The following is a 20,843-nucleotide window of genomic DNA, read 5'->3' as shown; positions in this document are numbered from 1 at the left end:
GCCTTCTTCGAAGTGGCGGACGTCTTATTCTTCGCCATTGTCCTTGACGCCGACGGTCGGCACTTCAACCGTCTCGGTCTTGGTTTCGATCTTCGGCACTTCGACATTGGTTTCGGTGGTGCCGACAACGACTTCCTTCGAATCGACGTCGAAAGCGGGAAGCTGGCCGCCTTCCGCGCTGATGTTTACGTCCGGCAGTGCGCCTTCCTTCGTCTGATCGACTTTCCAGAAACCGGTGGCGAACAGAACGATCGCGACGATGACAACGATCGCCAAGAGAACCAGGACTTTGCGCATGTTTTCCTCCATTTGGGTCGGGATTATGCGCGGGACAACGAAAGTCGGCGGCGAAGGGTTGCACGGGCGGAACGATTACTGCATCCGGCGAAACGGCGGGGACGGTTGACGAAATCCGCCCCGCCCGTTATCGGCGCACGCTTTAACGGGGACATTATCCCCAACCCAAAAGAAGAGATTCGATCATGTCGCGTATTTGCGAGCTGACCGGCAAGGGCCGGCAGGTGGGCCACAATGTTTCCCACGCCAACAACAAGACGAAGCGCACCTTCCTGCCGAATCTGCAGACGGTGACCTTGATGTCGGATTCGCTGGAGCGCGGCGTGAAGCTTCGCGTGTCGATGAACGGCCTGCGTTCGGTCGAACATGTTGGCGGCCTCGACAATTGGCTGACCAAGACGTCGGACGAAAAGCTGAGCCTGAAGGCACAGCGCCTGAAGCGCGAAATCGCCAAGAAGGCGAAGGCCGCGGCCTGATTCTTGCGAACTGGCGGGCACCTTGTCCGCCAGCGCACCTTTCAGGGTTCCAGAGCGAACTTCAGGATCAAAGTCCGCTGCAGCGGATTGAAATTATCGTCGGACGCCAGCCACAGGATCTGGCGTCCGTTTTCGTGTGTGACGCCCAGCGCCTCATAATTGTCGGTGGTAACCGGCGGGGCGAAGTACGCCAGATCTTCCTCGATCATCACATCGTTTCCCGCGATTCGCGCGGCGACCAGTTTCGCGGTGAAACCACCGAACAATGTGAAGCGGCGATTGAGGATCAGGATACGGCCATCCGCCAAAGCGGCGGCGTCCACGGGCCGGTATCCGGCGGGCGGGCGGTAGCGCAATGTTCGGGCTTTCGTCGCCGGACCTGCGGGATCGCCGTCAAACAGCGCCGCCGCGACGCCCTTTTCGTCCCTCACCTCGGCCTCTTCCAAAATCAGAAAGCGGCCGCCTGGCAGGCGGGCCATGGCCTCGGCGCCCGCATTTCGGCCCCATTCCGCCATAGCTTGCGGCGCGGCCTTCGATAGCGGGACAAGCGTGTCGCGGGCATAGGCCCAGACTTCATTATAGCGTTCAAAGCCGATCCACAGGCGCCCTTCGCCAATGACGAGGGATTCGCTGTCCCGCATGTGCTTGGTGAACGAAGCGCCGGGCCCTGCGGCCAGCGGGTGGATCGTTGCCGTCGTCATGTCGTCTAGGCGGAAGCGGATGAGGTCGCCTGAATCGCTCAGCGCCAGCGCAATGCCGTTCTCAACATGCAGAGCGGAAAGGCCGCCAAAGCGCCGGTCGTTGCTGCGGATCGCCCAGCCATTCAGGAAGAGCAATCGGCCAATGCGCCTTCGAGTGGGATTGTCCTCATCGAGCGTGACGGACGTGACGCTGAGCCGTGCGGCGCGGGGAAGGAGTTCATCGCCATAAAGCGGCGGCTGGATGAAGCTTGCCAACAGCGGCAGGGCAAGGAGCGGGAGAATTAAGCGCGCCCGCCTGACTGCCCGGGGAAAGTCGTTAACCACGATTAACGATCCCTGACGGGCGCATTCAGACATGGCTCAAGCGAATCAGCGCAAAAGGGGGACGTGCCGGGCATCCCGGTGCCTGTATCGAGTTTTCAGGAGTGCGTAACATGTTCAAGAAGATGACCCTCGGAGTCCTCGCCGCCGCGACCGCTTTCACCGCCCTTCCGGCGGCCGCCGAAGCGGCACCGCGTAGGGGCTATTACGACAATGGCTATTACAGCCAGTCATACCGTGGCGACCGCTATGACCGCTATAGCCGCAACGACCGTTACGGTGGCTACGATCGCCGCTATGCCAACCGCAGCTATCAGGGCCGCTATAACAGCCAGCGCTGCGACAAGGGCACGACCGGCACTATCGTCGGCGCGATTGCGGGCGGCCTTCTTGGACATGAGGTTGCCGGGCGTGGCGACCGGGCGGTCGGCGCGATCATCGGCGGCGCCGCGGGCGCCCTCGCCGGCCGCGCGATCGACAAAAATAGCGGCGGTAACCGCTGCTAAAAGTATCCCTCGAGTCGCGTAGCGAGGGAGGGGCTGGCGTTCCGCACTGGAACGCCGGCCCCAAATGTATTCGGGCCATTTATCCGTCATGCTGAACTTGTTTCAGCATCCATTCCGGTGACAGCTCCACGGCTAAAGGCATGGACCCTGAACCAAGTTCAGGGTGACGGCTATGTGCGAGCGTCGAACAATCCCGCCAGCTGTTCGATCATCGTCCCGCCCAATTGTTCGGCATCCATGATGGTGACGGCGCGCTCGTAATAGCGGGTGACGTCATGGCCGATGCCGATCGCGGCGAGCTCGACGGGCGAGCGGCTTTCGATCCAGCCGATGACCTGGCGCAGATGGCGCTCGAGATAGGTGCCGCTGTTCACCGACAAGGTTGAATCGTCGACCGGGGCCCCGTCCGAAATGACCATGAGAATGCGGCGTTCTTCGGCCCTGGCGAGCAGGCGGTTATGGGCCCAGAGCAGAGCTTCGCCGTCGATATTTTCCTTTAAGAGCCCCTCGCGCATCATCAGGCCGAGATTCTTGCGCGCGCGGCGCCAGGGTTCGTCGGCTTTCTTGTAGAGAATGTGGCGCAGGTCGTTGAGGCGGCCAGGCAATGGCGGGCGGCCTTGGCTCAGCCATTTCTCGCGGGACTGGCCGCCTTTCCACGCGCGGGTGGTGAAGCCCAATATCTCCACCTTCACGCCGCAACGTTCGAGCGTGCGGGCGAGGATGTCGGCGGAGATGGCGGCGATCGAAATGGGGCGGCCGCGCATCGAACCGCTATTGTCGATGAGCAGGCTGACGACCGTGTCCTTGAACTCGGTATCGCGCTCGATCTTGTAGGACAGGCTCTGTGCGGGGTTGATGACCACGCGGGCGAGGCGGGCGGCGTCGAGCAGCCCCTCTTCCTGGTCGAAATCCCAGGAGCGGGCCTGCTGCGCCATCAGGCGGCGCTGGAGCCGGTTGGCGAGCTTGGTCACCGCGCCCTGCAGGTGGACGAGCTGTTGGTCGAGATAGGACCGGAGGCGCGTTAGCTCCTCCTCGTCGCAAAGCTCGGTGGCCTCGACCATCTCGTCGAAGCGGTCGGTATAGACCTGATAATCGAATTGCGGCGTGAGATCCGACAGCTGGCGGTTGGGACGGACGGGCATCATGCCTTCCTCCGCATCCTCGGCCATGCCCTCGGCGGCTTCCGACATGTCCTCTTCGGACCAATCGGTTTCGCTCTCTTCCTCTTCGCCCTTTTCCGGCTCGCCGCGTATTTCCGACTGGCCCTCGCCGCCGCCGGATTCGTCTTCTTCCTCTTCCTCGCCTTCGCCGGTTTCAGAGGTGTCGCCTTCCTCGTCCTCCTCGCCTTCCTCTTCGGGGCGCTCGGATTCGGGCTCGGCCTCAATGAGTTCGAGGTCGCGGAGCATCTTGGTGGCGAGGCTGGCAAAGGCGGCCTGATCGTCGAGAGCGAGGCCCAGCGCGTCGAGATCGGCGCCCGCTTTCTCCTCGATCCAGTCGGAAACGAGCTTCAGCCCCTCGCGCGCGGCTTGGGGAGGCGCGTCGCCGGTCAGGCGTTCGCGGACAAGGAGCTGGACGGCGGTAGCCAGCGGCACTTCAGCCTTGCTGCGGGCGCGGGTGATGGGATCGGTGCGGACCTTGAGGTCCAATGCGCTGGCGAGATTGGCGCGGATCCCCTCCATTGCGCGGGCGCCTAGGGCCTCGACCCGGGCCTGCTCGGCGGCGTCGAAGACGGCGCGGGCGATGTCGTCGGCAGGGGCGTTCCTGCTGTGGAGGATGACGTCATGGTGGCGGAGCTTGAGTGCCGCGGCGTCCGCATAACCCCGCGCTTCGGCGACATCGCGCGCCGGGAGGGTGCGGCTGGGGACGGGTACGCGCACGGTCTTGCCCGACGCGCCGGATCCGTCCGCGGTGAAGCTTAACTCCAGCTCCGGCTCATGCGCGAGGGCGCGCGAGGCGCCGGCCAGCGCCTGGCGGAAGGTTTCGAGGGGATTGTTGTCCTGGGGCATATTTTAGCCCAGCCCTTCGATCTTAAAGCCCCTCCCCTCGATGAGGAGGGGTTGGGGTGGGGTGATGCCGGGGAAGATTGCTGCCCTGCGCCGACCATCACCCCCACCCAACCCTCCCCCATCCAGGGGGAGGGCTAGGAGGCGACGGGACGGGATCATCCCGCGCGTCCCACGATGCTCTCGGGGAGATCTTTTCCAAACACGCGTTGATAATATTCGGCGACCAGCGGGCGTTCGGCTTCGTCGCATTTGTTGAGGAAGGATAGGCGGAAGGCGAAACCGACGTCGCCGAAGAGTAGGGCATTCTGGGCCCAGCTGATGACGGTGCGCGGGCTCATGACGGTGGAGATGTCGCCGTTGACGAAGCCCTGGCGCGTCAAGTCCGCGACCTTGATCATCCGTTCGACTTCCTGGCGACCGCCTTCATGGTCGTATTCGCCAGATTTGGCGAGGACGATGCGCGCCTCGGTCTCGGCCGGGAGATAGTTCAGCGTGACGACGATGTTCCAGCGGTCCATCTGCGCCTGGTTGATCTGCTGGATGCCATGATAAAGGCCGCTCGTGTCGCCAAGGCCGACCGTGTTGGTCGTCGCGAACAAGCGGAACCAGGGGTTGGGGCGGATCACGCGATTCTGGTCGAGGAGGGTCAGTTTCCCTTCCGTTTCCAGCACGCGCTGGATGACGAACATCACGTCCGGACGGCCCGCATCATATTCGTCGAAAACAAGGGCGGTCGGCGTCTGCAGCGCCCAGGGGAGGAGGCCTTCCTTGAACTCCGTCACCTGCTGCCCGTCCTTCAGCACGATGGCGTCGCGGCCGATCAGGTCGATGCGACTGATATGCGCGTCGAGGTTGATGCGGATGAGCGGCCAGTTGAGCCGGGCGGCGACCTGTTCGATATGGCTCGACTTGCCGGTGCCGTGATAGCCCTGCACCATGACGCGGCGGTTTTTGGCGAAGCCCGCGACGATGGCGAGCGTGGTATCGGGATCGAAGACATAGGTGGGATCGATATCCGGCACCCGTTCGTCGGCTTCCGAAAAGGCCGGAACCTCCATGTCCGTGTCGACGCCGAACAAATCGCGCACCTTCACGATCTTGTCGGGTGCGTCCATCACCGTGGTCGCGCGGCTGTCGGGGTTCACGTTCGGGATGTCGGTCATCGGAAATCCTGGCCTTTGGCGTCTCGCCGCTCGGTAGAACGTCAGCCTTTATCCCGCAATCCTTCAGCCCGCTTTGTCCGGAAGCACGAAGAGGGTGAGGAAGCCGCGTGCAAGCGCTCTATCCCCTTCAACGCGGAGCGCGCCGTCCTGCTCCAAGGTCTCGAGAGGAACGGCGCCATAAGCGGCAGCGGCGAGGGCTTCGGCCCGGCCGATGAAGTGAGCGGCGACATCCCGCACCTCTTCGCGGACGATGGAAATTTCGCCATCCGCGACAGTCGCGACGAAATCTTCCTGCCCAATGGTGAAGCCGATCCGCGCGGAAAACCCTTCGGCTCGGTTCGCATCGATCATGGTGCGGAAGGAGAGGAGGATCGATGCGGCGCTTAAAGGGAGCGTCGGATCGTGGAGGGGCGATGATGCGCCCCAACGGCCGAACACCTGAAAGATCGGCTCGGCCTGATAACCCCACGGCGTCAGTTCATAGGCCCAGGCAGATGCAGGCGGCGGCAGGCGTTTGCGGGTGAGGACACCAAATGTCTCAAGCCCTTCCAGCCGCTGCGTCAACACATTGGCGCTGATTCCGGGCAGGCTGGCCCGAATGTCGCTGAATCGCTTTGGACCGAACATAAGCTCGCGGATGACGAGCAGAGCCCAACGCTCGCCCACGATGTCCAGCGCATGCGCCGCGCCGCACGCGTCATTGTATCGGCGGCGAGAGGATTTACTTTCGGTTATCTTTTCTAACTCCATAGTTGTAATATATGACTCGTGGACTTAGGCTGCAACCATCGAGTCGGAAAAAGGGAGAAATCCGGTGACGAAGATGATTTTCGTGAATTTGCCGGTCGCCGATCTGCACAAATCGGTTGCTTTCTACGAAGCACTGGGCGCGAGAAAGAACCCGAATTTTTCCGATGAGACGGCGTGCGGGATGGTGTTTTCCGACGCCATCTACGTGATGCTGCTGACACACGACAAATATCGCCAGTTTACGTCGAAGCGCATCGCCGACGCGCGGGAAACCAGCCAGGCCTTGCTTTGCCTGACGGTGGACAATCGCGAGGATGTCGACCGGATCGGCGAGGCGGCCCTGGCAGCGGGCGGGCGCCATCTCGACGGCCCGACTGACCACGGCTTCATGTACGAACGCGCGTTCGAGGATCCGGACGGCCACGGCTGGCAGATGATGTATTTCACGCAGGACATGATCGCCCGGGCGACGGCGGAACCCGCAGCCTGAGCCCCGAGGCCGGAAAAGGGAGAGAGACGATGACCTATATCGAAGGCTTTTTGACCCCCGTCCCCAACGCCAACAAGGACGCTTATAAGAAGCATGCCGAAGACGCTTCGGCCATGTTCAAGGATCTCGGCGCCACCCGTCTCTACGAAGGCTGGGGCGACGATGTACCGGATGGCAAGCAGACCGATTTCAAGCGGGCGGTGCAGGCGAAAGAGGATGAAACCGTCCTTTTCTCCTTCATCGAATATCCGTCGAAGGACGTGCGCGACGCTGCCAACAAGAACATGATGGAACATCCCGCCATGCAGAACATGTCCGACATGCCCTTCGACGGGGTGCGGATGATCTGGTCGGGCTTTTCGCCGATCCTCGACAAGGGTGAGGCGGGCAAGGGCGGCTATATCGACGGCTTCATCGCTCCGGTTCCGGCCGGAAGCGAGGACGCCTATCGCGACCTGGCCGAAAAGAACTCCGACATGTTCCTGCGCTATGGCGCCACCCGCGTCGTGGAGACGTTTGGCGACGACATCATGGACGGCAAGGTCACCGACTATAAGAAAGCAATCGAAGCACAGGATGGCGAGACCATCGCTTATTCCTGGATCGAATGGCCGGACAAAGAAGCGCGGGACGCGGGCTGGAAGAAAGTGATGGAAGACCCCGGCATGCAGGGCGACAAGCCAATGCCGTTCGATGGCAAACGCATGATCTATGGCGGCTGTTCGACACTCGTCGATCAATAAGGAGAGGCGTTATGGCGGGCCAATTCATCTGGCATGAGCTTGTCACCACCGACGTGGACGGCGCGCTCGGCTTCTACGGCGACGTGGTCGGCTGGACATATGAGGAAATGGACATGGGTGGGCCCCGCTACGTCGTCCTTTCCGCGAACGGCCGGGCGATGGGCGGCGTCATGCCCTTCCCGCCCGAAGGCGCCGGAATGGAGCCGGTCTGGCTCGGCTATGTCGGCGTCGACGATGTGGACGAGGAAGCGGCGCGGCTGGAACGGGATCGCGGGACGGTTCACAAGAGCGCCGCCGACATTCCCGGCATCGGCCGTTTCGCGGTCGTCGCCGACCCGCAAGGCGCGGTTTTCGTCCTCTTCGCAGGATCGGACGGCAATGCCGATCCCGCGCCCTTCATGGCGCCCGGCCATGTGGGCTGGAACGAGCTTCACACGATCGATTGGGAGAAGGCCTTCACCTTCTATTCGGGCCATTATGGTTGGACGAAGGATGAGGCGATGGACATGGGCGCGATGGGGACATACCAGCTCTTCGCGACCGGCGGGGCGCAGGCAACCGGCGCGATGATGAACAATCCCAACATGCCGCATCCAGCCTGGCTCTTCTATTTCTCCGTCCCCGACGTCGATGCCGGGATCGATCGGATCAAGGCGGGCGGCGGCACGATCCTGATGGGGCCGGTCGAAGTGCCTGGCGGCGCGTGGATCGTTCAGGCCAAGGATCCGCGAGGCGCGATGTTCGCCTTGGTCGGGATGCGCCCGAATTTCAAAGGAGAGACGGCATGAGCGACAAGATCATTCCCTGCCTGTGGTTCGACAAGCAGGCCGAGGAAGCGGCGAAATTCTATGTCTCCCTTCTCCCCGACAGCCGGATCGATAAGGTTCATCGCGCGCCGGACGATTATCCGGCGGGGAAACAAGGCGACGTGCTGATGGTGGAATTCACCCTGGCCGGTCAGTCTTACACCGCGCTCAACGGCGGTCCCTATTTCACGCCCAACGAGGCCGTGTCCCTCCAAATCATGTGCGACGACCAAGCGGAAGTGGACAGGCTGTGGGGCGCGCTGTCGGCGGTTCCGGAATCGGAGCAATGCGGCTGGGTGAAGGACAGATACGGCTTTTCGTGGCAGATCGTTCCAAAGCGAATGAACGAATTGCTGGGGGATCCCGACCCCTCCCGTTCTCAGCGCGCCTTCAAGGCGATGATGGGCATGAAGAAGCTCGACATCGCGGCGCTGGAGGCGGCGGCACATGGCGCTTGAACTCTTCGCCCACCCTTTTTCCTCCTACTGCCAGAAGGTTCTGACCGCTCTTTACGAGAATGGCACGCCGTTCGACTATCGCGCGCTCGGGCCGGACGAGCCGGACAATGGCGCGCGCTTCGCGGCGCTCTGGCCGATCGGCAAGTTTCCGATGCTGGTGGACGATGGTCGCATGGTCGCCGAAGCGAGCGTGATCGTCGAATATCTCGATCTTCATCATGCCGGGCCGGTGCGCTTCGTGCCGGAAGACCGCGAGGCCGCGCTCGAGATTCGCATGATGGACCGCGTCTTCGACAATTATGTGATGACGCCGATGCAGCGTATCGTCGCCGATTTCATCCGGCTCGAAGCGGATCGCGATCCCATCAACGTCGCGGAGGCAAAGGCGCTGCTCGACCGGAGCTATGCCTGGCTCGACCAGCGGCTCGATGGCCGGGAGTGGGGGGCGGGTGAAGCCTTCACCCTTGCCGATTGTGCCGCCGCGCCCTCGCTCTTCTATGCCGATTGGGTGCATCCGATCCCGGAGGCTTGCGGAAATCTCAAATCCTATCGCGCGAGATTGCTGGCTCGGCCTGCTTTCGCCCGAGCGGTGGATGAGGCGCGGCCCTATCGTGACCTCTTCCCGCCCGGCGCACCGGACCGCGATTAAGGATATCCGCAAGATGACCGATACGAACGGATTGGAATTGTCGATCACCCGCATCATCGATGCCCCGCGCGAGATCGTCTACCGCGCCTGGACAGAGCGGTTGGAAGAATGGTTCGCGCCCAGGCCTTGGACGACCCGGGTGATCGAGCAGGATTTCCGCGCCGGCGGCCGCTCGGCCGTGGTGATGACCGGGCCGAATGGCGAGACGTCGGAAGGGGACGGCGTGTTCCTGGAAGTGACGCCGAATGAACGGATCGTCTTCACCGACGCATTCAAGGCGGGCTGGATGCCGCAGGGACCGTTCATGGTCGGAATCTGCACGTTCGAGGACGCAGGGACTGGCAAGACGCGCTACAAGGTGGCGGCGCGGCATTGGACGGAAGAGGCGGTGGAGCAGCATCAGAAGATGGGGTTCGAGGCCGGTTGGGGACAGGTGATAAGCCAGCTCGCGGAGATCGCGGAAGGCATGGCCAGAGGCTAACCTTTCCCGTCATGCTGAACTTGTTTCGGCATCCATGCCGATGACGTCGCGTTACCGACAAAATCGATCCTGAAACAAGTTCAGGATGACGTTTTTGACTCACGCAAAAGCAGGTCGGCCTTTCAGCTGCTGATAGGCTTCGATCACCGCCTGCAACGCGCGTTCGTGACTGCGGTCGCCGCCATTGCGATCGGGATGGAATTTGTGGACGAGCTCCGTGTAGCGCTGGCGGAGCGCCTTGCGGTCGGCGTCGACGTCGAGGCCCAGAACACGCAGCGATTTCCGGTCCTGCTCGCTCAATTCCTTGCCGTCCTTGCGATCACCCGTGCGGCGTTTGAAGCGGGCGCCGATGGCGTCGAGCGGATCGGCAAAGTCGGCCCATTTGGGCGGGGGCGTGGTGCCCGCCGTCGCGAAGGCGCGGGTTTCGCGGTCCCAGCCGCCATAAGGCGTCTGTGCCGCCTCGATCTCGTCGGTGCTCATGCCTTCGAAATAATTGTAACCGCTGTTGAATGCCCGGACATGGTCGAGGCAGAGCCAGCGCCATGCGCCCGGGCCGTCGAAATTGGCGCCGCGGCCGGCCGGCGCGCGAAACTCGCCCGGTTCCCGGCAGCCCGGCGCGGAGCAGGCGCGGCCATCCGTTTCCATCCGCCCGTGGAATCGCGTGTGCCTTACCCGTCCGTCGCTCAAAACCCTGCTGCCTTTCGCCAAGCAAACGGCCTATATGGGGAATATGTCAGACACTTTCACCGGCCCCGTTGCCGCAGAAATCACGAAGCGCCTCGAGGAAAGCCTCGACCCGTCGCACCTCATCGTCCGGGACGACAGCGAACAGCATCGCGGCCATGCCGGGCACGATCCGCGCGGCGAGAGCCATTTCACCGTGGAGATCGTCTCAACGCGTTTCGAGGGGCTAAACCGCGTCCAGCGCCAGCGCCTCGTCAATCAGGCGCTTGCCGAGTTGTTGAAGGAGCGCGTCCATGCGCTTGCAATCAAGGCGCGGGCGCCCGGCGAATAACCCCGCCCGTCATGCTCAGCTTGTTTCAGCATCCATACTGCGGACAACATGACTGTCTTCGACATGGACCCTGAAACAAGTTCAGGGTGACGATCAGTGGGGTGGGGGATAAAGTGGTGGTGAAACGGAGCCCCGCCATGACCGACGATCTCATTCTCCAGACTCTCCTCCCCACCACCCACGATCTCGGCGGGTTCAAGGTGCATCGCACCCTGCCGCATAAGGAGCGGACAATGGTGGGGCCGTTCATCTTCTTCGATCAGATGGGCCCCGCGCATCTGCCGCCGGGCCAAGGGGTCGACGTCCGTCCGCATCCGCACATCAATCTCGCCACCGTCACTTATCTGTTCGCGGGCGCGATGGATCACCGGGATTCGCTCGGCACCTTCCGCACGATCGAGCCGGGCGCGGTTAATCTGATGACGGCGGGAAAGGGCATCGTCCATTCCGAACGCTCGCCAGCGTCCGTTCGCCCGGGCGGACCGGAACTGTCGGGCATCCAGACCTGGCTCGCCCTTCCGCAGGCGAAGGAGGAAATGGATCCGGCTTTCGAACATGTCGCGAAGGACGCCTTGCCGATCATTGAGGATAGCTGCGTCCAGGCCCGCATCGTGATGGGAAGCCTGTGGGGTCGCACCGCGCCGGTCACATGCCACAGCGAAACCATCTATGCCGACATCGCCCTGGGAGCAGGCGGCGCGATCCCGATCGATCCCGCCGCCGACGAACGTGCGCTTTATCTCGCGGAAGGCGAGGCGAACCTCGATGGAATGCCGCTCGCTCCTCAAACATTATATGTCTTGCGGCCCGGCATCAGCGCGTCGCTCCGCTCTGAAAGAGGCGGGCGCGTGATGCTCTGCGGCGGTGCGACGATGGATGGGCCGCGTCACGTATGGTGGAATTTCGTGTCTTCCGACCGGGAGCGCATCCGCCAGGCGCGTCAGGACTGGAAGGCCGAGCGTTTTCCGCTGGTGCCAGACGATGCCGAGGATCGCATCCCGCTTCCCGAAGTGCCGATGACGGTCAGCTATCCCTGATCCACTCGTCGTCATGGCGAGCGTGAGCGAAGCAATCCAGACCGGTGCCGCTGGATTGCTTCGTCGCTTCGCTTCTCGCAATGACGATAAGATTTAAGGGAAGATAACCGGCAGTTCCGGGGTGAGCGGCAATCCAGCCGCTTGCTTGGCTTGAATCTCGACGATCGCGGCCCGCGCGCCCTTCATCCGCGCGCCGCGGCCGGGATGGGTGCCGTCGGACAGGAAGCCCGGACCCATCGCGCGGCCATAACGGTCCCAGAAGCCGGGCGCGGCACCGATGTCGAAGCCGGCGCGGGCCATCAGATAGAGGGCGAGATAATCGGCCTCTTCCTCCGTCACCTTGATCTTGCCCGCGCTGCCGTCGATCACCTTGAGCAGCCCCCGCGAGACGTTCTGCGCGTCGAGCCGGGCGCGGTGATCGAGAATATTGTGCGCCATTTCATGCGCGACGATAATTGCGAGCTCGTCGTCATTCTTGGTGAATTCGACGATGCCGGTGGTGAGCTGCGCATAAGTGCCGTCCGCCGCCGCGTTGAGGCGCCGGGCCGGGATGAGCTGCACGCGCGATGCACAGCCGGTTTCGGGCTCAAGGGTGACTGGTTCGCTTTGACCGCCCCGAACGATGGTGAGCGCCACGGGGCCAGCCGCGAGCAGGCTTTCCAGCCGTTCCTCGAAAGCCTTCACCCGCGCATAGCCGCGCTTCTTGGAAGGCGGCGCGGCGAGTGATTGCCCGCCCATCGCCGCAATCTGATCGCCGACCTTCAGCCCCGCACGCTCGGCGGCGGAGCCCGGCGCGACGAGAAGTATGACGGGCGTGTCGGTGAAGCCGAAGGTTGCGGCGACGATCTTCCGCGCCTTGCGATCATATTGATCGAGGACGTGAACCGAAAAGCCGGGCACCGGCTCCACCTTCGGGCAGATTTCGCGATTGGCGATGGCGATGCGATGGCCGATGGTGGCGACGCGTTGATCCATGGCCTGCAAGGCGAGCAAAGGCGCGCCCGGCTGCGCCTCGACCGGGGCAGCGAGCGCGAGCAGCGCGAGAAAGGGCAAGAGTTTCGGCATGGATCGGACGCTAGCCGAGGCTAAGTGACAAGGCGAGAGCGAACACGGAATGAACGGCCCCCGACGTCATCCCGGCGAAAGCCGGGATCTCATGACGAAAAGACGCCTATGCCTCGAAGAGATTCCGGTTTGCGCCGGAATGACGGGCGGGGGGTGTGGCGTTTTTCGCATCACATCTTTATGCCGCGCCCATGTCCGCGACTCCCGCCCGTTCGAAATCCCGCTCCGCCGCCCGGCTTGCCGCCGTGCAGGCCCTTTATCAGCTGGAAATGGAGAAGACGCCGCTCCGCACTCTGCTCCACGAATTCCACCAACATCGGCTCGGCGCGACGATCGAGGAGGTCGAATATACCGATGCGGAGGTGGACTTCTTCGACGATGTCGTGACCGGCGTCGACGCGCGCCGCGAAGAGTTGGACGCGATGATCGAAAAGCGCCTCGCGGACGGCTGGAGCCTCTCCCGCCTCGACAAGCCCATGCGCCAGATCCTCCGCGCCGGCGCCTATGAACTTGCCGCCCGCATCGACGTGCCCACCGGCAGCGTCATTTCCGAATATGTCGATGTTGCACACGCTTTCTACGACAAAAAGGAGTCCGCCTTCGTGAACGGCCTCCTCGACGCGATCGCGAAGGATGTGAGGGGCTAAGTGCCCTACGCCTATCGCCCTCCCCCTCGATGGGGGAGGGTTGGGTGGGGGTGATGGTTGGCGTAAGGTGCCCCTGTGAAAAATCATCCTCCATCAGAGGTGACGAAGAGGTCGCGAGAACTTCGCTGCAATCCCACAGAAGCTGAGAAGGCCATGTGGCGCTTGCTGCGGGAGGATTTCCCTGAGCAGCGATTTCGACGGCAGGTCCCTATCCGGCATTATATTGCAGACTTCGCCAGTCATCGGGCAAAGCTGGTTGTGGAAGTAGATGGTGGGCAGCATTCGGACGAAGTGGATGCCGAACGCACGCGTGTGATCGAAGCTGAGGGCTATCGTGTTCTTCGCTTCTGGAACAATGAGGTGCTTGGGAACAGGACAGGTGTGGCCACGACGATCTCCGCCGCTCTACGCCCGGCATCACCCCCACCCAACCCTCCCCCATCGAGGGGGAGGGCTTTAGAACGCGACTTTATTCAATCCTTGCGGTCGATCTCCTTCCATTCCGCCGCGCGCGGGCTTTTCGACGATGCGGCAGTGTTGGAAATCGGGGGCAGGCACCTTGTCTTGACCCACGACATGGTCGTGGAGGGCGTCCACTACCTCCCCACCGATCCGCCCGCCGACATTGCGTGGAAGTTGGTCGCGGTGAACCTTTCCGATCTTGCGGCGAAGGGTGCGCGGCCCGTTGGGTTGCTGACCGGCTATTGCCTGTCCGGCGATGCGGAATGGGATCGCGCCTTCATCGGCGGGTTGGCTGAGGCGGCGACGGCTTTCGACGCGCCTTTGCTGGGCGGCGATACCGTGGCGGTGCCGTCCGGTTCGGCGCGGGTTTTGGGGCTGACCGCGATCGGGGAAAGCAATGCGGCGCCCGCGCGCTCCGGTGCCCGGCCCGGCGATCTTCTCTTCGTAACGGGCACGATCGGCGATGCAGGCGCGGGGCTCGCCGTTGCGCGGGGCGAACGGGAAGGGCCCGCTCTTCTCGCCGAGCGCTATCGCCGCCCGCAGCCTCGATTGGCGGCGGGGCAGAGGCTCGCGCCGATTGTCCATGCGATGATGGATGTGTCGGACGGCCTGCTGATCGATGCGTTTCGTATGGGGCAAGCCAGCAAGGCCAGGCTGCTGATCGATCTCGCCCAGGTTCCTCTGTCAGCCGCCTATCTCAGCATGAATGGTGCGGACCGGTCGGCGCGGATCTATGCCGCACAGGCGGGCGATGATTATGAACTGCTCTTCGCGGCGCCACCGTCTGCGCGGGACAGCATCGAAGCGATTGCCGCCGATCTCGGCCTTCCCATCACCATGATCGGCAAGGTCTGCGAAGGATCGGGTCTTGTCCTGCAAGATGATGGCGAAGATATGCCGCTGCCCGACCGTCTCGGTTACGAACACGGCGCCTGAACCTCGCGGCTTGCAACCTGCCTTTCCGCTGTTACACCTTGGCCTATACCGGGCATGCCCAACGACAAAATGAGTTCAATCCTGCCCGGATAATAGGGGAAGGAAGGCTTTATGGAGGTTGTGCTAGTCGCCATCGTTTGCGGCATCATTGCCGTACTCTATGGCTTTGTGACGTCGCGGCAGGTCTTGTCCGCGCCCGCCGGCAATGAACGGATGATCGAAATCGCCGGTGCCATTCAGGAAGGCGCCAAGGCCTATCTCGGCCGCCAATATACCGCCATCGCCGTGGTCGGCGTCGTCGTCGCGGCGCTTGTCTTCTTCTTCCTCGGCGGCACCGAAGCGATCGGCTTCGTGATCGGCGCGCTCTTGTCCGGCGTCGCTGGCTATATCGGCATGAACATTTCGGTACGCGCTAACGTGCGCACCGCCGAAGCTGCACGGACGAGCCTGCAAAAGGGCCTGACCGTCGCCTTTCGCGCTGGCGCCATCACCGGCATGTTGGTCGCGGGCCTCGCGCTCCTCGCCATCGCCATCTTCTTCTACGTGCTGGTGGATGGCGGCGCGGCGCCGGAAAGCCGTGAAGTCGTGGACGCGCTCGTCGCCCTCGCTTTTGGCGCTTCGCTCATCTCCATCTTCGCGCGTCTCGGCGGCGGTATCTTCACCAAAGCCGCGGACGTCGGCGCCGACCTCGTCGGCAAGGTGGAAGCGGGCATTCCGGAGGATGATCCCCGCAACCCGGCCGTTATCGCGGACAATGTCGGCGACAATGTCGGCGATTGCGCCGGCATGGCCGCCGACCTTTTCGAAACCTATGTCGTCACCGTCGGCGCGACCATGGTGCTCGTCGCGCTTCTCGTCGGCAGCGGCGCGGCGAATATTCTCAGCCTCATGTCGCTGCCGCTTATCATCGGCGGCGTCTGCATCATCACTTCGATCATCGGCACCTATATGGTGCGCCTTGGCCGCAACGAATCGATTATGGGCGCGCTCTACAAGGGCTTTTGGACCACCGCGATCCTGTCCATCCCGGCATTGTTCCTCGTCACGCAATGGACGCTTGGCGACATGAACGCTGTGATCGGCGGACCGCAGGAAGCCGCCGGCTTCGACGTCGAGCCGCAGGTCGCGGCCGGGGCAGGCGGCTTTACCGGCTGGGATCTCTTCTATGCGATGCTCGTCGGCCTTGGCGTCACCGCCCTCATCGTCTGGATCACCGAATATTATACCGGCACCAATTACCGTCCGGTCAAATCGATCGCCAAGGCTTCGCAGACGGGCCACGGCACCAATGTGATCCAGGGCCTCGCCATCAGCCTGGAAGCGACGGCGCTTCCGACGCTCGTCATCTGTGTCGGCATCGTCATTGCCTATCAGCTCGCCGGCCTGATCGGCATCGGCTTCGCTGCCACCGCGATGCTGGCGCTTGCGGGTATGGTCGTGGCCCTCGACGCCTACGGGCCTGTCACCGACAATGCGGGCGGCATCGCCGAAATGGCGGGTCTTGAGGATGCCGTTCGCGTCCGCACCGATGCGCTGGACGCAGTCGGCAACACCACCAAGGCGGTCACGAAGGGCTATGCGATCGGTTCGGCGGGCTTGGCGGCGCTCGTGCTGTTCGGCGCCTATACGACCGATCTCGGTCTCTATTTCCCGGGCGTCGCGGTCGATTTCAGCCTGAGCAATCCGTACGTCATCGTCGGCCTGCTGCTGGGCGCGCTTCTCCCCTATCTCTTCGGAGCCATGGGCATGACCGCCGTCGGCCGGGCAGGCGGCGCGGTGGTGGAAGAAGTACGCGGCCAGTTCCGCGACAATCCCGGCATCATGCAGGGCACCAGCCGCCCCAATTATGCGCGGACGGTGGACCTGGTGACAAAGGCGGCGATCAAGGAAATGATCATCCCATCGCTGCTCCCCGTACTGGCCCCGATCGTCGTCTATTACGTCATCACCGCGACGGCGGGCCAGGCCAACGGCTTTGCGGCCCTTGGCGCCCTTCTCCTTGGCGTCATCGTCTCCGGCCTCTTCGTCGCTCTGTCGATGACGAGCGGCGGCGGCGCCTGGGATAATGCCAAGAAATATATCGAGGACGGCAATTATGGCGGCAAGGGCTCGGAAGCCCACAAGGCCGCCGTCACCGGCGACACGGTCGGCGATCCCTACAAGGACACGGCGGGCCCGGCGGTCAATCCGATGATCAAGATCACCAACATCGTCGCACTGCTGCTGCTCGCCGCATTGGCAGGTCACGGCGGTTGATCTCGATAGCCGAAGTTGATGTCACCCCGCCCGGAGCAATTCGGGCGGGGTTTCATTTTGCCGCTTGAAACGCTAAGGGCGCGCAAACCTTTTCACGTCAGGATTTGAATGGCCAAGGAAGAACTTCTGGAAATGCGCGGGCAGGTTGTGGAGCTTCTCCCCAACGCCATGTTCCGTGTGAAGCTTGAGAATGATCATGAAATTCTCGGTCACACCGCGGGCAAGATGCGCAAGAACCGCATTCGCGTGCTCGTGGGCGACGAGGTGCTCGTCGAACTCACCCCTTATGATCTGACCAAGGGTCGGATTACCTACCGCTTCAAATAAGCGAGGAAGGCCCGTGCGGCTCATCCTCGCTTCGTCCAGTCAGAGACGCCTCGATCTGCTCGCGCGGATCGGCGTCGTGCCGGATGCCGTCCATAGCCCCGATATCGACGAAAGCCCCTTGAAGGGCGAGCTGCCCCGCGCCTACGCCCTGCGCCTGGCCGAGGAGAAAGCGCGCGCCGTTCCGCATGATCCGGGCACGATCGTTATCGCTGGCGACACCACGATCGCGCTTGGCCGCCGCATATTGCCGCCTGCCGAAACGGAAGAGACCCAGCGCAATCTGCTCGGGCTTCTGTCCGGCCGCCGCCATCGCGCCCTGTCCGCCATTTGCGTTATCGATCGCGAAGGGCGGGCCCGCACCCGCCTTGCCGACACGATCGTCACCTTCAAGCGCCTGTCCGCGGCGGAAATCGACCTTTATGTCGCGTGCGGCGAGGGGCTGGGCAAAGCGGGGGGCTATGCGATCCAGGGCCGCGCCGAAGCCCTGATCCGCTCACTGAGCGGCAGCCATTCGGGGGTGGTCGGCCTTCCCCTGTTCGAAACCCGCGCGCTGCTCGAAGCGGCCGGATATCCATTTGGCTGAGTGGTGCGTCGAAGCCGGCATCGGTGAAAGCCGCGCCGTGCGGATCGAAGGCGGCGTGATCGTCGAGGCGGCGATCGAACTGGAAGGCACGCTCACCACCGGCACCGTCCTTCCTGCCCGCCTCGCCGCAATCCTTATTCCGTGCCGGCGCGGCCTCGTCACATTGGAGGGCGGCGCGGAAGCCCTGCTCGAACCGCTTCCTCCCAAGCTGACCGAAGGTGCCGCCCTCCGCGTCGAAATCAGTCGGGAAGCACTACCCGAAAAAGGCCGCGCCAAGCGTCCTCGCGTCCGCGTCACCGAGGATCCGCCTCGTCGTGGCCCCGCCCTACGAGACCGCCTTATCGCGGCGGGCCACACCGTCCGGATGCATGCAGCTGAGCGTACAGACCGGTTCGAGGATGCGGGCTGGTCCGAGCTCCTCGAGGAAGCGGCAACCGGCGAAATCGCCTTCCGCGGCGGCGGCCTGCGCATGAGCCTTACGCCCGCAATGACCCTGTTCGACGTCGATGGGCCCGTCTCGCCGCGCGAACTCGCCATCGCTGGTGCAGCCGCTGCCGGGCGCGCCATACGGCGTATGAGCGTTACGGGCTCCATCGGCATCGATCTCCCGACCCTGGCCGCCAAGGCGGACCGTCAGGCTGTGACAGCGGCTCTGGATGCGGAACTGTCCCAGCCTTTCGAACGCACCGCGATGAACGGCTTCGGCTTCATCCAGATCATCCGACGCCGCGAACGCCCGTCCATCCCCGAGCTTTTACAGGGCGATCCTGTTTCTGCGGCCGCCCGCGCACTCCTCCGCCGCGCCGAACGATCGGAAGGGACGGGCCCGCGCGAAATCAGCGCTCACCCGGCCGTCATCGCCTGCCTTGAAGTCCATCCCGCCTGGACGGAGGCGCTGGTGGCTAGAACCGGTGCTCCGGTCGTCTTGCGCGCGGAGCCCGGCCTCGCCATATCGGCGGGCCATGTCCACTGCCGCCCCCTCTAGCCAACGCCGCACCGACTGCCCCCTTTGCGGCAAGCCCGAAGCGTCAGACCACACGCCATTCTGCAGCCGCGGCTGCAAGGATCGCGATCTCCTCAAATGGCTCGGCGAGGGCTATCGCGTTCCCGGCCCCGCCGCTGATCCGGGGATAGACGATTTCAGCGATAAATAAGCTGGACAGCCGCCGCCGCCGCCCTCTATAGGCGCGGCTTCCGCTTCGCCGGACATGCCTAGGTAGCTCAGTTGGTAGAGCATGCGACTGAAAATCGCAGTGTCGGCGGTTCGATCCCGTCCCTAGGCACCATTTGTAGAAAGCGCTGATATGGATCAGGGGCACCTGCCCTGATGTATAAATTCGCTTATCTTATAGATTTTGTTCAGATGGTATTTTCATGCGGAGGCGTTGCAATGCGTCGAGAAGCATAGGCTAGTCTATACTTTATCCTAGTATCGAAAACGTTGATCGAGCACCACTTCTGTAGGGAGCTGTCATTTATTTGGCTTCGCGTTATACCAAAACAGCAATTCAAAAATTGCTGTCGGGCTATGTTCTGCCCTCATTGCCAGCATGTCGCATGCTCGAACGTGAGGGATGGAGCCTTCACCCTGCAGATATGGCTGTTCAGGATCCTCTGATCCCTTGGAAAGCCCTTGCAAAACCGCCGGGTAAAGGGAAACTCAAAATCCTGGCTAAGTTTTGAATGTCTATGACATTTGACGGCCAGATTTCTCAGGCGGTGAGAAGGCGAATTCATTTCGTAGTGATGAGCATAGCGGCGAGCGTAGATATGCGCAATTCAATGCATGATTCCGTGAGCTTTAAAAAAGGGGTCTGTTAAGGCTTCAACATGGTAAATCGATGATCCTGAATCGCTTGCGGAAAATTCGTGCTGGAGCACGTGCTTTGCCTTCGGTCGAAACTGGCGAGCGCATTTATGCGATCGGTGACGTGCATGGCCGATTAGATTTACTCGAGAAATTGCTGCAAAAGATTGAGCAGGATAACAACGGCCGTTTACTCGCTCAAACCAAAATAATCTTTCTCGGCGACCTTATTGACCGCGGCCCCGACTCTCGACGGGTGATAGAGCGGGCCATGGCACTGGCAAATTCCAAGTATAAAATCATTTTTCTTAAGGGAAATCATGAGGAATTGTTCATCAAGGCATACCGCGGGGACAGGCGTGCGGCGAGTGTCTTAAACAGGGTGGGGGGGCGCGAAACCCTGCTAAGTTACGGGGTAACACCCGAGGAGTATGATCATGCAGATCTTGGGGATTTGCTAATTCTTCTAGCGAAATACATACCCGAAAATCATATCAATTTTATCGAGGCCTTTGAAGATTGGCACGTTAGCAATGAATACGTGTTCGTTCACGCGGGATTGCGGCCGCATGTCCCGCTTACGTCTCAGAGGCAAAGTGATCTTCGTTGGATTCGCCGAGAATTTTTGGAACATCGAGAATCCCATGGATTGATGGTCGTGCACGGCCACAGTGTCTGCCAATATGTCGATGAGCAATCCAACCGGATCGGAATCGATACAGGAGCGTGGGCGAGTGGGCGCCTAACCGCAGTTGCGCTCGAGGAAGAGCGGCGTTGGTATCTAAACACTTAAGGCGGGTATGGCAGCGATAAGGCGCTAAGGTATTTGACTCTAATTCTCTGACGCGACAGAAGCGGCTA

The 20,843-nt window shown here is 62.4% G+C and carries 26 protein-coding genes, 1 tRNA gene and 1 pseudogene; 21 read left to right on the top strand and 7 right to left on the bottom strand.

Going from position 1 to position 20,843, the window contains the following annotated elements; all coding sequences use genetic code 11:
* Positions 1-24: 24 nt before the first annotated feature.
* A complete protein-coding gene (locus C7I56_RS09435) occupies positions 25-297 on the bottom strand; it encodes a hypothetical protein (RefSeq protein WP_245409661.1) in 273 nt (90 codons plus the stop codon).
* 185 nt (positions 298-482) lie between these two features.
* On the opposite strand from C7I56_RS09435, the gene rpmB reads away from it, so the two are divergent.
* The gene (gene rpmB / locus C7I56_RS09430; RefSeq protein WP_106640362.1) at positions 483-773 is read left to right on the top strand and encodes a 50S ribosomal protein L28; all 291 of its coding nucleotides are present in this window, start codon (positions 483-485) and stop codon (positions 771-773) included.
* 41 nt (positions 774-814) lie between these two features.
* Here rpmB and C7I56_RS09425 read toward each other — a convergent pair whose 3' ends face one another.
* Positions 815-1,729, bottom strand: coding sequence for an esterase-like activity of phytase family protein (locus C7I56_RS09425; RefSeq protein ID WP_158703085.1), 915 nt, complete (start codon positions 1,727-1,729; stop codon positions 815-817).
* Between the two features lie 179 nt (positions 1,730-1,908).
* Between C7I56_RS09425 and C7I56_RS09420 the strand changes: the two genes are divergently transcribed.
* A complete protein-coding gene (locus tag C7I56_RS09420; protein ID WP_106640360.1) occupies positions 1,909-2,301 on the top strand; it encodes a glycine zipper 2TM domain-containing protein in 393 nt (130 codons plus the stop codon).
* Between the two features lie 170 nt (positions 2,302-2,471).
* On the opposite strand, the gene cobT is transcribed toward C7I56_RS09420, so the two are convergent.
* The 3 genes from cobT to C7I56_RS09405 all read right to left on the bottom strand — a co-directional run bounded on the left by cobT (position 2,472) and on the right by C7I56_RS09405 (position 6,220).
* Positions 2,472-4,307, bottom strand: a complete 1,836-nt coding sequence (gene cobT, locus C7I56_RS09415; protein ID WP_106640359.1) for a cobaltochelatase subunit CobT — start codon at positions 4,305-4,307, stop codon at positions 2,472-2,474.
* A 155-nt stretch (positions 4,308-4,462) separates the two neighbouring features.
* A complete protein-coding gene (cobS, locus tag C7I56_RS09410) occupies positions 4,463-5,470 on the bottom strand; it encodes a cobaltochelatase subunit CobS (protein ID WP_106640358.1) in 1,008 nt (335 codons plus the stop codon).
* 63 nt (positions 5,471-5,533) lie between these two features.
* Positions 5,534-6,220, bottom strand: coding sequence for a winged helix-turn-helix transcriptional regulator (locus tag C7I56_RS09405; RefSeq protein WP_106640357.1), 687 nt, complete (start codon positions 6,218-6,220; stop codon positions 5,534-5,536).
* Between the two features lie 73 nt (positions 6,221-6,293).
* Here C7I56_RS09405 and C7I56_RS09400 point away from each other — a divergent pair, with 73 nt between their 5' ends.
* The 6 genes from C7I56_RS09400 to C7I56_RS09375 are packed head-to-tail and all read left to right on the top strand — an operon-like array spanning position 6,294 to position 9,847.
* On the top strand, positions 6,294-6,710 hold the full coding sequence (locus C7I56_RS09400; RefSeq protein WP_199792388.1) for a VOC family protein: 417 nt from the start codon (positions 6,294-6,296) through the stop codon (positions 6,708-6,710).
* 29 nt (positions 6,711-6,739) lie between these two features.
* Complete coding sequence (locus C7I56_RS12795) at positions 6,740-7,453, top strand: DUF1428 family protein (protein WP_106640355.1); 714 nt, start codon at positions 6,740-6,742, stop codon at positions 7,451-7,453.
* 11 nt (positions 7,454-7,464) lie between these two features.
* Entirely contained in the window at positions 7,465-8,241 is a 777-nt protein-coding gene (locus C7I56_RS09390; protein WP_106640354.1) for a VOC family protein, read from the top strand.
* Positions 8,238-8,717, top strand: a complete 480-nt coding sequence (locus C7I56_RS09385; protein WP_106640353.1) for a VOC family protein — start codon at positions 8,238-8,240, stop codon at positions 8,715-8,717. The genes C7I56_RS09390 and C7I56_RS09385 overlap by 4 nt, the downstream gene beginning before the upstream one ends.
* Positions 8,707-9,366, top strand: a complete 660-nt coding sequence (locus C7I56_RS09380) for a glutathione S-transferase family protein (RefSeq protein ID WP_106640352.1) — start codon at positions 8,707-8,709, stop codon at positions 9,364-9,366. The genes C7I56_RS09385 and C7I56_RS09380 overlap by 11 nt, the downstream gene beginning before the upstream one ends.
* Before the next feature lie 13 nt (positions 9,367-9,379).
* The gene (locus tag C7I56_RS09375) at positions 9,380-9,847 is read left to right on the top strand and encodes an SRPBCC family protein (protein WP_106640685.1); all 468 of its coding nucleotides are present in this window, start codon (positions 9,380-9,382) and stop codon (positions 9,845-9,847) included.
* A gap of 99 nt (positions 9,848-9,946) precedes the next feature.
* Here C7I56_RS09375 and C7I56_RS09370 read toward each other — a convergent pair whose 3' ends face one another.
* Positions 9,947-10,492, bottom strand: coding sequence for a J domain-containing protein (locus tag C7I56_RS09370; protein WP_106640351.1), 546 nt, complete (start codon positions 10,490-10,492; stop codon positions 9,947-9,949).
* An 85-nt stretch (positions 10,493-10,577) separates the two neighbouring features.
* Between C7I56_RS09370 and C7I56_RS09365 the strand changes: the two genes are divergently transcribed.
* Together C7I56_RS09365 and C7I56_RS09360 are read left to right on the top strand one after the other, a co-directional pair.
* Positions 10,578-10,862, top strand: a complete 285-nt coding sequence (locus C7I56_RS09365; RefSeq protein ID WP_106640684.1) for a BolA family protein — start codon at positions 10,578-10,580, stop codon at positions 10,860-10,862.
* A 137-nt stretch (positions 10,863-10,999) separates the two neighbouring features.
* Positions 11,000-11,899 (top strand): pirin family protein, encoded by a 900-nt coding sequence (locus tag C7I56_RS09360; RefSeq protein ID WP_106640683.1) that lies wholly within the window; start codon positions 11,000-11,002, stop codon positions 11,897-11,899.
* Between the two features lie 93 nt (positions 11,900-11,992).
* Here C7I56_RS09360 and C7I56_RS09355 read toward each other — a convergent pair whose 3' ends face one another.
* Positions 11,993-12,964, bottom strand: a complete 972-nt coding sequence (locus tag C7I56_RS09355; RefSeq protein WP_106640350.1) for a M48 family metallopeptidase — start codon at positions 12,962-12,964, stop codon at positions 11,993-11,995.
* A gap of 191 nt (positions 12,965-13,155) precedes the next feature.
* Between C7I56_RS09355 and nusB the strand changes: the two genes are divergently transcribed.
* From nusB to C7I56_RS09310, 11 genes and pseudogenes are all read left to right on the top strand, one after another.
* Entirely contained in the window at positions 13,156-13,611 is a 456-nt protein-coding gene (gene nusB / locus C7I56_RS09350; protein WP_106640682.1) for a transcription antitermination factor NusB, read from the top strand.
* Positions 13,612-13,686: 75 nt separating this feature from the next.
* A pseudogene (locus tag C7I56_RS12615) lies at positions 13,687-14,007 on the top strand (endonuclease domain-containing protein); the annotation flags it as partial.
* A gap of 75 nt (positions 14,008-14,082) precedes the next feature.
* Positions 14,083-15,009, top strand: a complete 927-nt coding sequence (gene thiL, locus C7I56_RS09345; RefSeq protein ID WP_280951973.1) for a thiamine-phosphate kinase — start codon at positions 14,083-14,085, stop codon at positions 15,007-15,009.
* A gap of 111 nt (positions 15,010-15,120) precedes the next feature.
* Positions 15,121-17,265 (top strand): sodium-translocating pyrophosphatase, encoded by a 2,145-nt coding sequence (locus tag C7I56_RS09340; RefSeq protein WP_106640349.1) that lies wholly within the window; start codon positions 15,121-15,123, stop codon positions 17,263-17,265.
* Positions 17,266-17,373: 108 nt separating this feature from the next.
* Positions 17,374-17,592, top strand: coding sequence for a translation initiation factor IF-1 (gene infA, locus C7I56_RS09335; RefSeq protein ID WP_010162480.1), 219 nt, complete (start codon positions 17,374-17,376; stop codon positions 17,590-17,592).
* A 13-nt stretch (positions 17,593-17,605) separates the two neighbouring features.
* A complete protein-coding gene (locus C7I56_RS09330; protein ID WP_106640348.1) occupies positions 17,606-18,175 on the top strand; it encodes a Maf family protein in 570 nt (189 codons plus the stop codon).
* Positions 18,168-19,160 (top strand): ribonuclease, encoded by a 993-nt coding sequence (locus C7I56_RS09325; protein WP_106640347.1) that lies wholly within the window; start codon positions 18,168-18,170, stop codon positions 19,158-19,160. Before C7I56_RS09330 ends, C7I56_RS09325 begins: the two co-directional genes overlap by 8 nt.
* On the top strand, positions 19,138-19,329 hold the full coding sequence (locus C7I56_RS09320; RefSeq protein ID WP_106640346.1) for a DNA gyrase inhibitor YacG: 192 nt from the start codon (positions 19,138-19,140) through the stop codon (positions 19,327-19,329). Before C7I56_RS09325 ends, C7I56_RS09320 begins: the two co-directional genes overlap by 23 nt.
* 56 nt (positions 19,330-19,385) lie before the next feature.
* Positions 19,386-19,461 (top strand) — tRNA-Phe (locus C7I56_RS09315).
* 193 nt (positions 19,462-19,654) lie between these two features.
* Positions 19,655-19,858: a hypothetical protein gene (locus C7I56_RS12380; protein WP_158703083.1), complete on the top strand. Its 204-nt coding sequence runs from the start codon at positions 19,655-19,657 to the stop codon at positions 19,856-19,858.
* Positions 19,859-20,016: 158 nt separating this feature from the next.
* The gene (locus C7I56_RS09310; protein ID WP_106640345.1) at positions 20,017-20,775 is read left to right on the top strand and encodes a metallophosphoesterase family protein; all 759 of its coding nucleotides are present in this window, start codon (positions 20,017-20,019) and stop codon (positions 20,773-20,775) included.
* The last annotated feature ends 68 nt before the right edge of the window (positions 20,776-20,843 follow it).

It is taken from the genome of Allosphingosinicella vermicomposti, assembly GCF_003012815.1.
Classification (GTDB): Bacteria; Pseudomonadota; Alphaproteobacteria; order Sphingomonadales; family Sphingomonadaceae; genus Allosphingosinicella; species Allosphingosinicella vermicomposti.
Note: the sequence above shows the minus strand (reverse complement) of the source record. Positions and strands in the feature narration are given on the sequence as shown.

Bases quoted from the DNA above. Each gene is read 5' to 3' on its own strand.
- C7I56_RS09400 (WP_199792388.1), top strand. From the start codon at position 6,294: ATGATTTTCGTGAATTTGCCGGTCGCCGATCTGCACAAATCGGTTGCT.
- C7I56_RS09365 (WP_106640684.1), top strand. From the start codon at position 10,578: ATGTCAGACACTTTCACCGGCCCCGTTGCCGCAGAAATCACGAAGCGC.
- C7I56_RS09385 (WP_106640353.1), top strand. From the start codon at position 8,238: ATGAGCGACAAGATCATTCCCTGCCTGTGGTTCGACAAGCAGGCCGAG.
- C7I56_RS09310 (WP_106640345.1), top strand. From the start codon at position 20,017: ATGATCCTGAATCGCTTGCGGAAAATTCGTGCTGGAGCACGTGCTTTG.
- C7I56_RS09420 (WP_106640360.1), top strand. From the start codon at position 1,909: ATGTTCAAGAAGATGACCCTCGGAGTCCTCGCCGCCGCGACCGCTTTC.
- C7I56_RS09405 (WP_106640357.1), bottom strand. From the start codon at position 6,220: ATGGAGTTAGAAAAGATAACCGAAAGTAAATCCTCTCGCCGCCGATAC.
- rpmB (WP_106640362.1), top strand. From the start codon at position 483: ATGTCGCGTATTTGCGAGCTGACCGGCAAGGGCCGGCAGGTGGGCCAC.
- cobT (WP_106640359.1), bottom strand. From the start codon at position 4,307: ATGCCCCAGGACAACAATCCCCTCGAAACCTTCCGCCAGGCGCTGGCC.
- C7I56_RS09320 (WP_106640346.1), top strand. From the start codon at position 19,138: ATGTCCACTGCCGCCCCCTCTAGCCAACGCCGCACCGACTGCCCCCTT.
- C7I56_RS09355 (WP_106640350.1), bottom strand. From the start codon at position 12,964: ATGCCGAAACTCTTGCCCTTTCTCGCGCTGCTCGCGCTCGCTGCCCCG.
- C7I56_RS09380 (WP_106640352.1), top strand. From the start codon at position 8,707: ATGGCGCTTGAACTCTTCGCCCACCCTTTTTCCTCCTACTGCCAGAAG.
- C7I56_RS09360 (WP_106640683.1), top strand. From the start codon at position 11,000: ATGACCGACGATCTCATTCTCCAGACTCTCCTCCCCACCACCCACGAT.
- C7I56_RS12795 (WP_106640355.1), top strand. From the start codon at position 6,740: ATGACCTATATCGAAGGCTTTTTGACCCCCGTCCCCAACGCCAACAAG.
- C7I56_RS09375 (WP_106640685.1), top strand. From the start codon at position 9,380: ATGACCGATACGAACGGATTGGAATTGTCGATCACCCGCATCATCGAT.
- C7I56_RS09435 (WP_245409661.1), bottom strand. From the start codon at position 297: ATGCGCAAAGTCCTGGTTCTCTTGGCGATCGTTGTCATCGTCGCGATC.
- infA (WP_010162480.1), top strand. From the start codon at position 17,374: ATGGCCAAGGAAGAACTTCTGGAAATGCGCGGGCAGGTTGTGGAGCTT.
- C7I56_RS09370 (WP_106640351.1), bottom strand. From the start codon at position 10,492: ATGGAAACGGATGGCCGCGCCTGCTCCGCGCCGGGCTGCCGGGAACCG.
- nusB (WP_106640682.1), top strand. From the start codon at position 13,156: ATGTCCGCGACTCCCGCCCGTTCGAAATCCCGCTCCGCCGCCCGGCTT.
- cobS (WP_106640358.1), bottom strand. From the start codon at position 5,470: ATGACCGACATCCCGAACGTGAACCCCGACAGCCGCGCGACCACGGTG.
- C7I56_RS09390 (WP_106640354.1), top strand. From the start codon at position 7,465: ATGGCGGGCCAATTCATCTGGCATGAGCTTGTCACCACCGACGTGGAC.
- C7I56_RS09340 (WP_106640349.1), top strand. From the start codon at position 15,121: ATGGAGGTTGTGCTAGTCGCCATCGTTTGCGGCATCATTGCCGTACTC.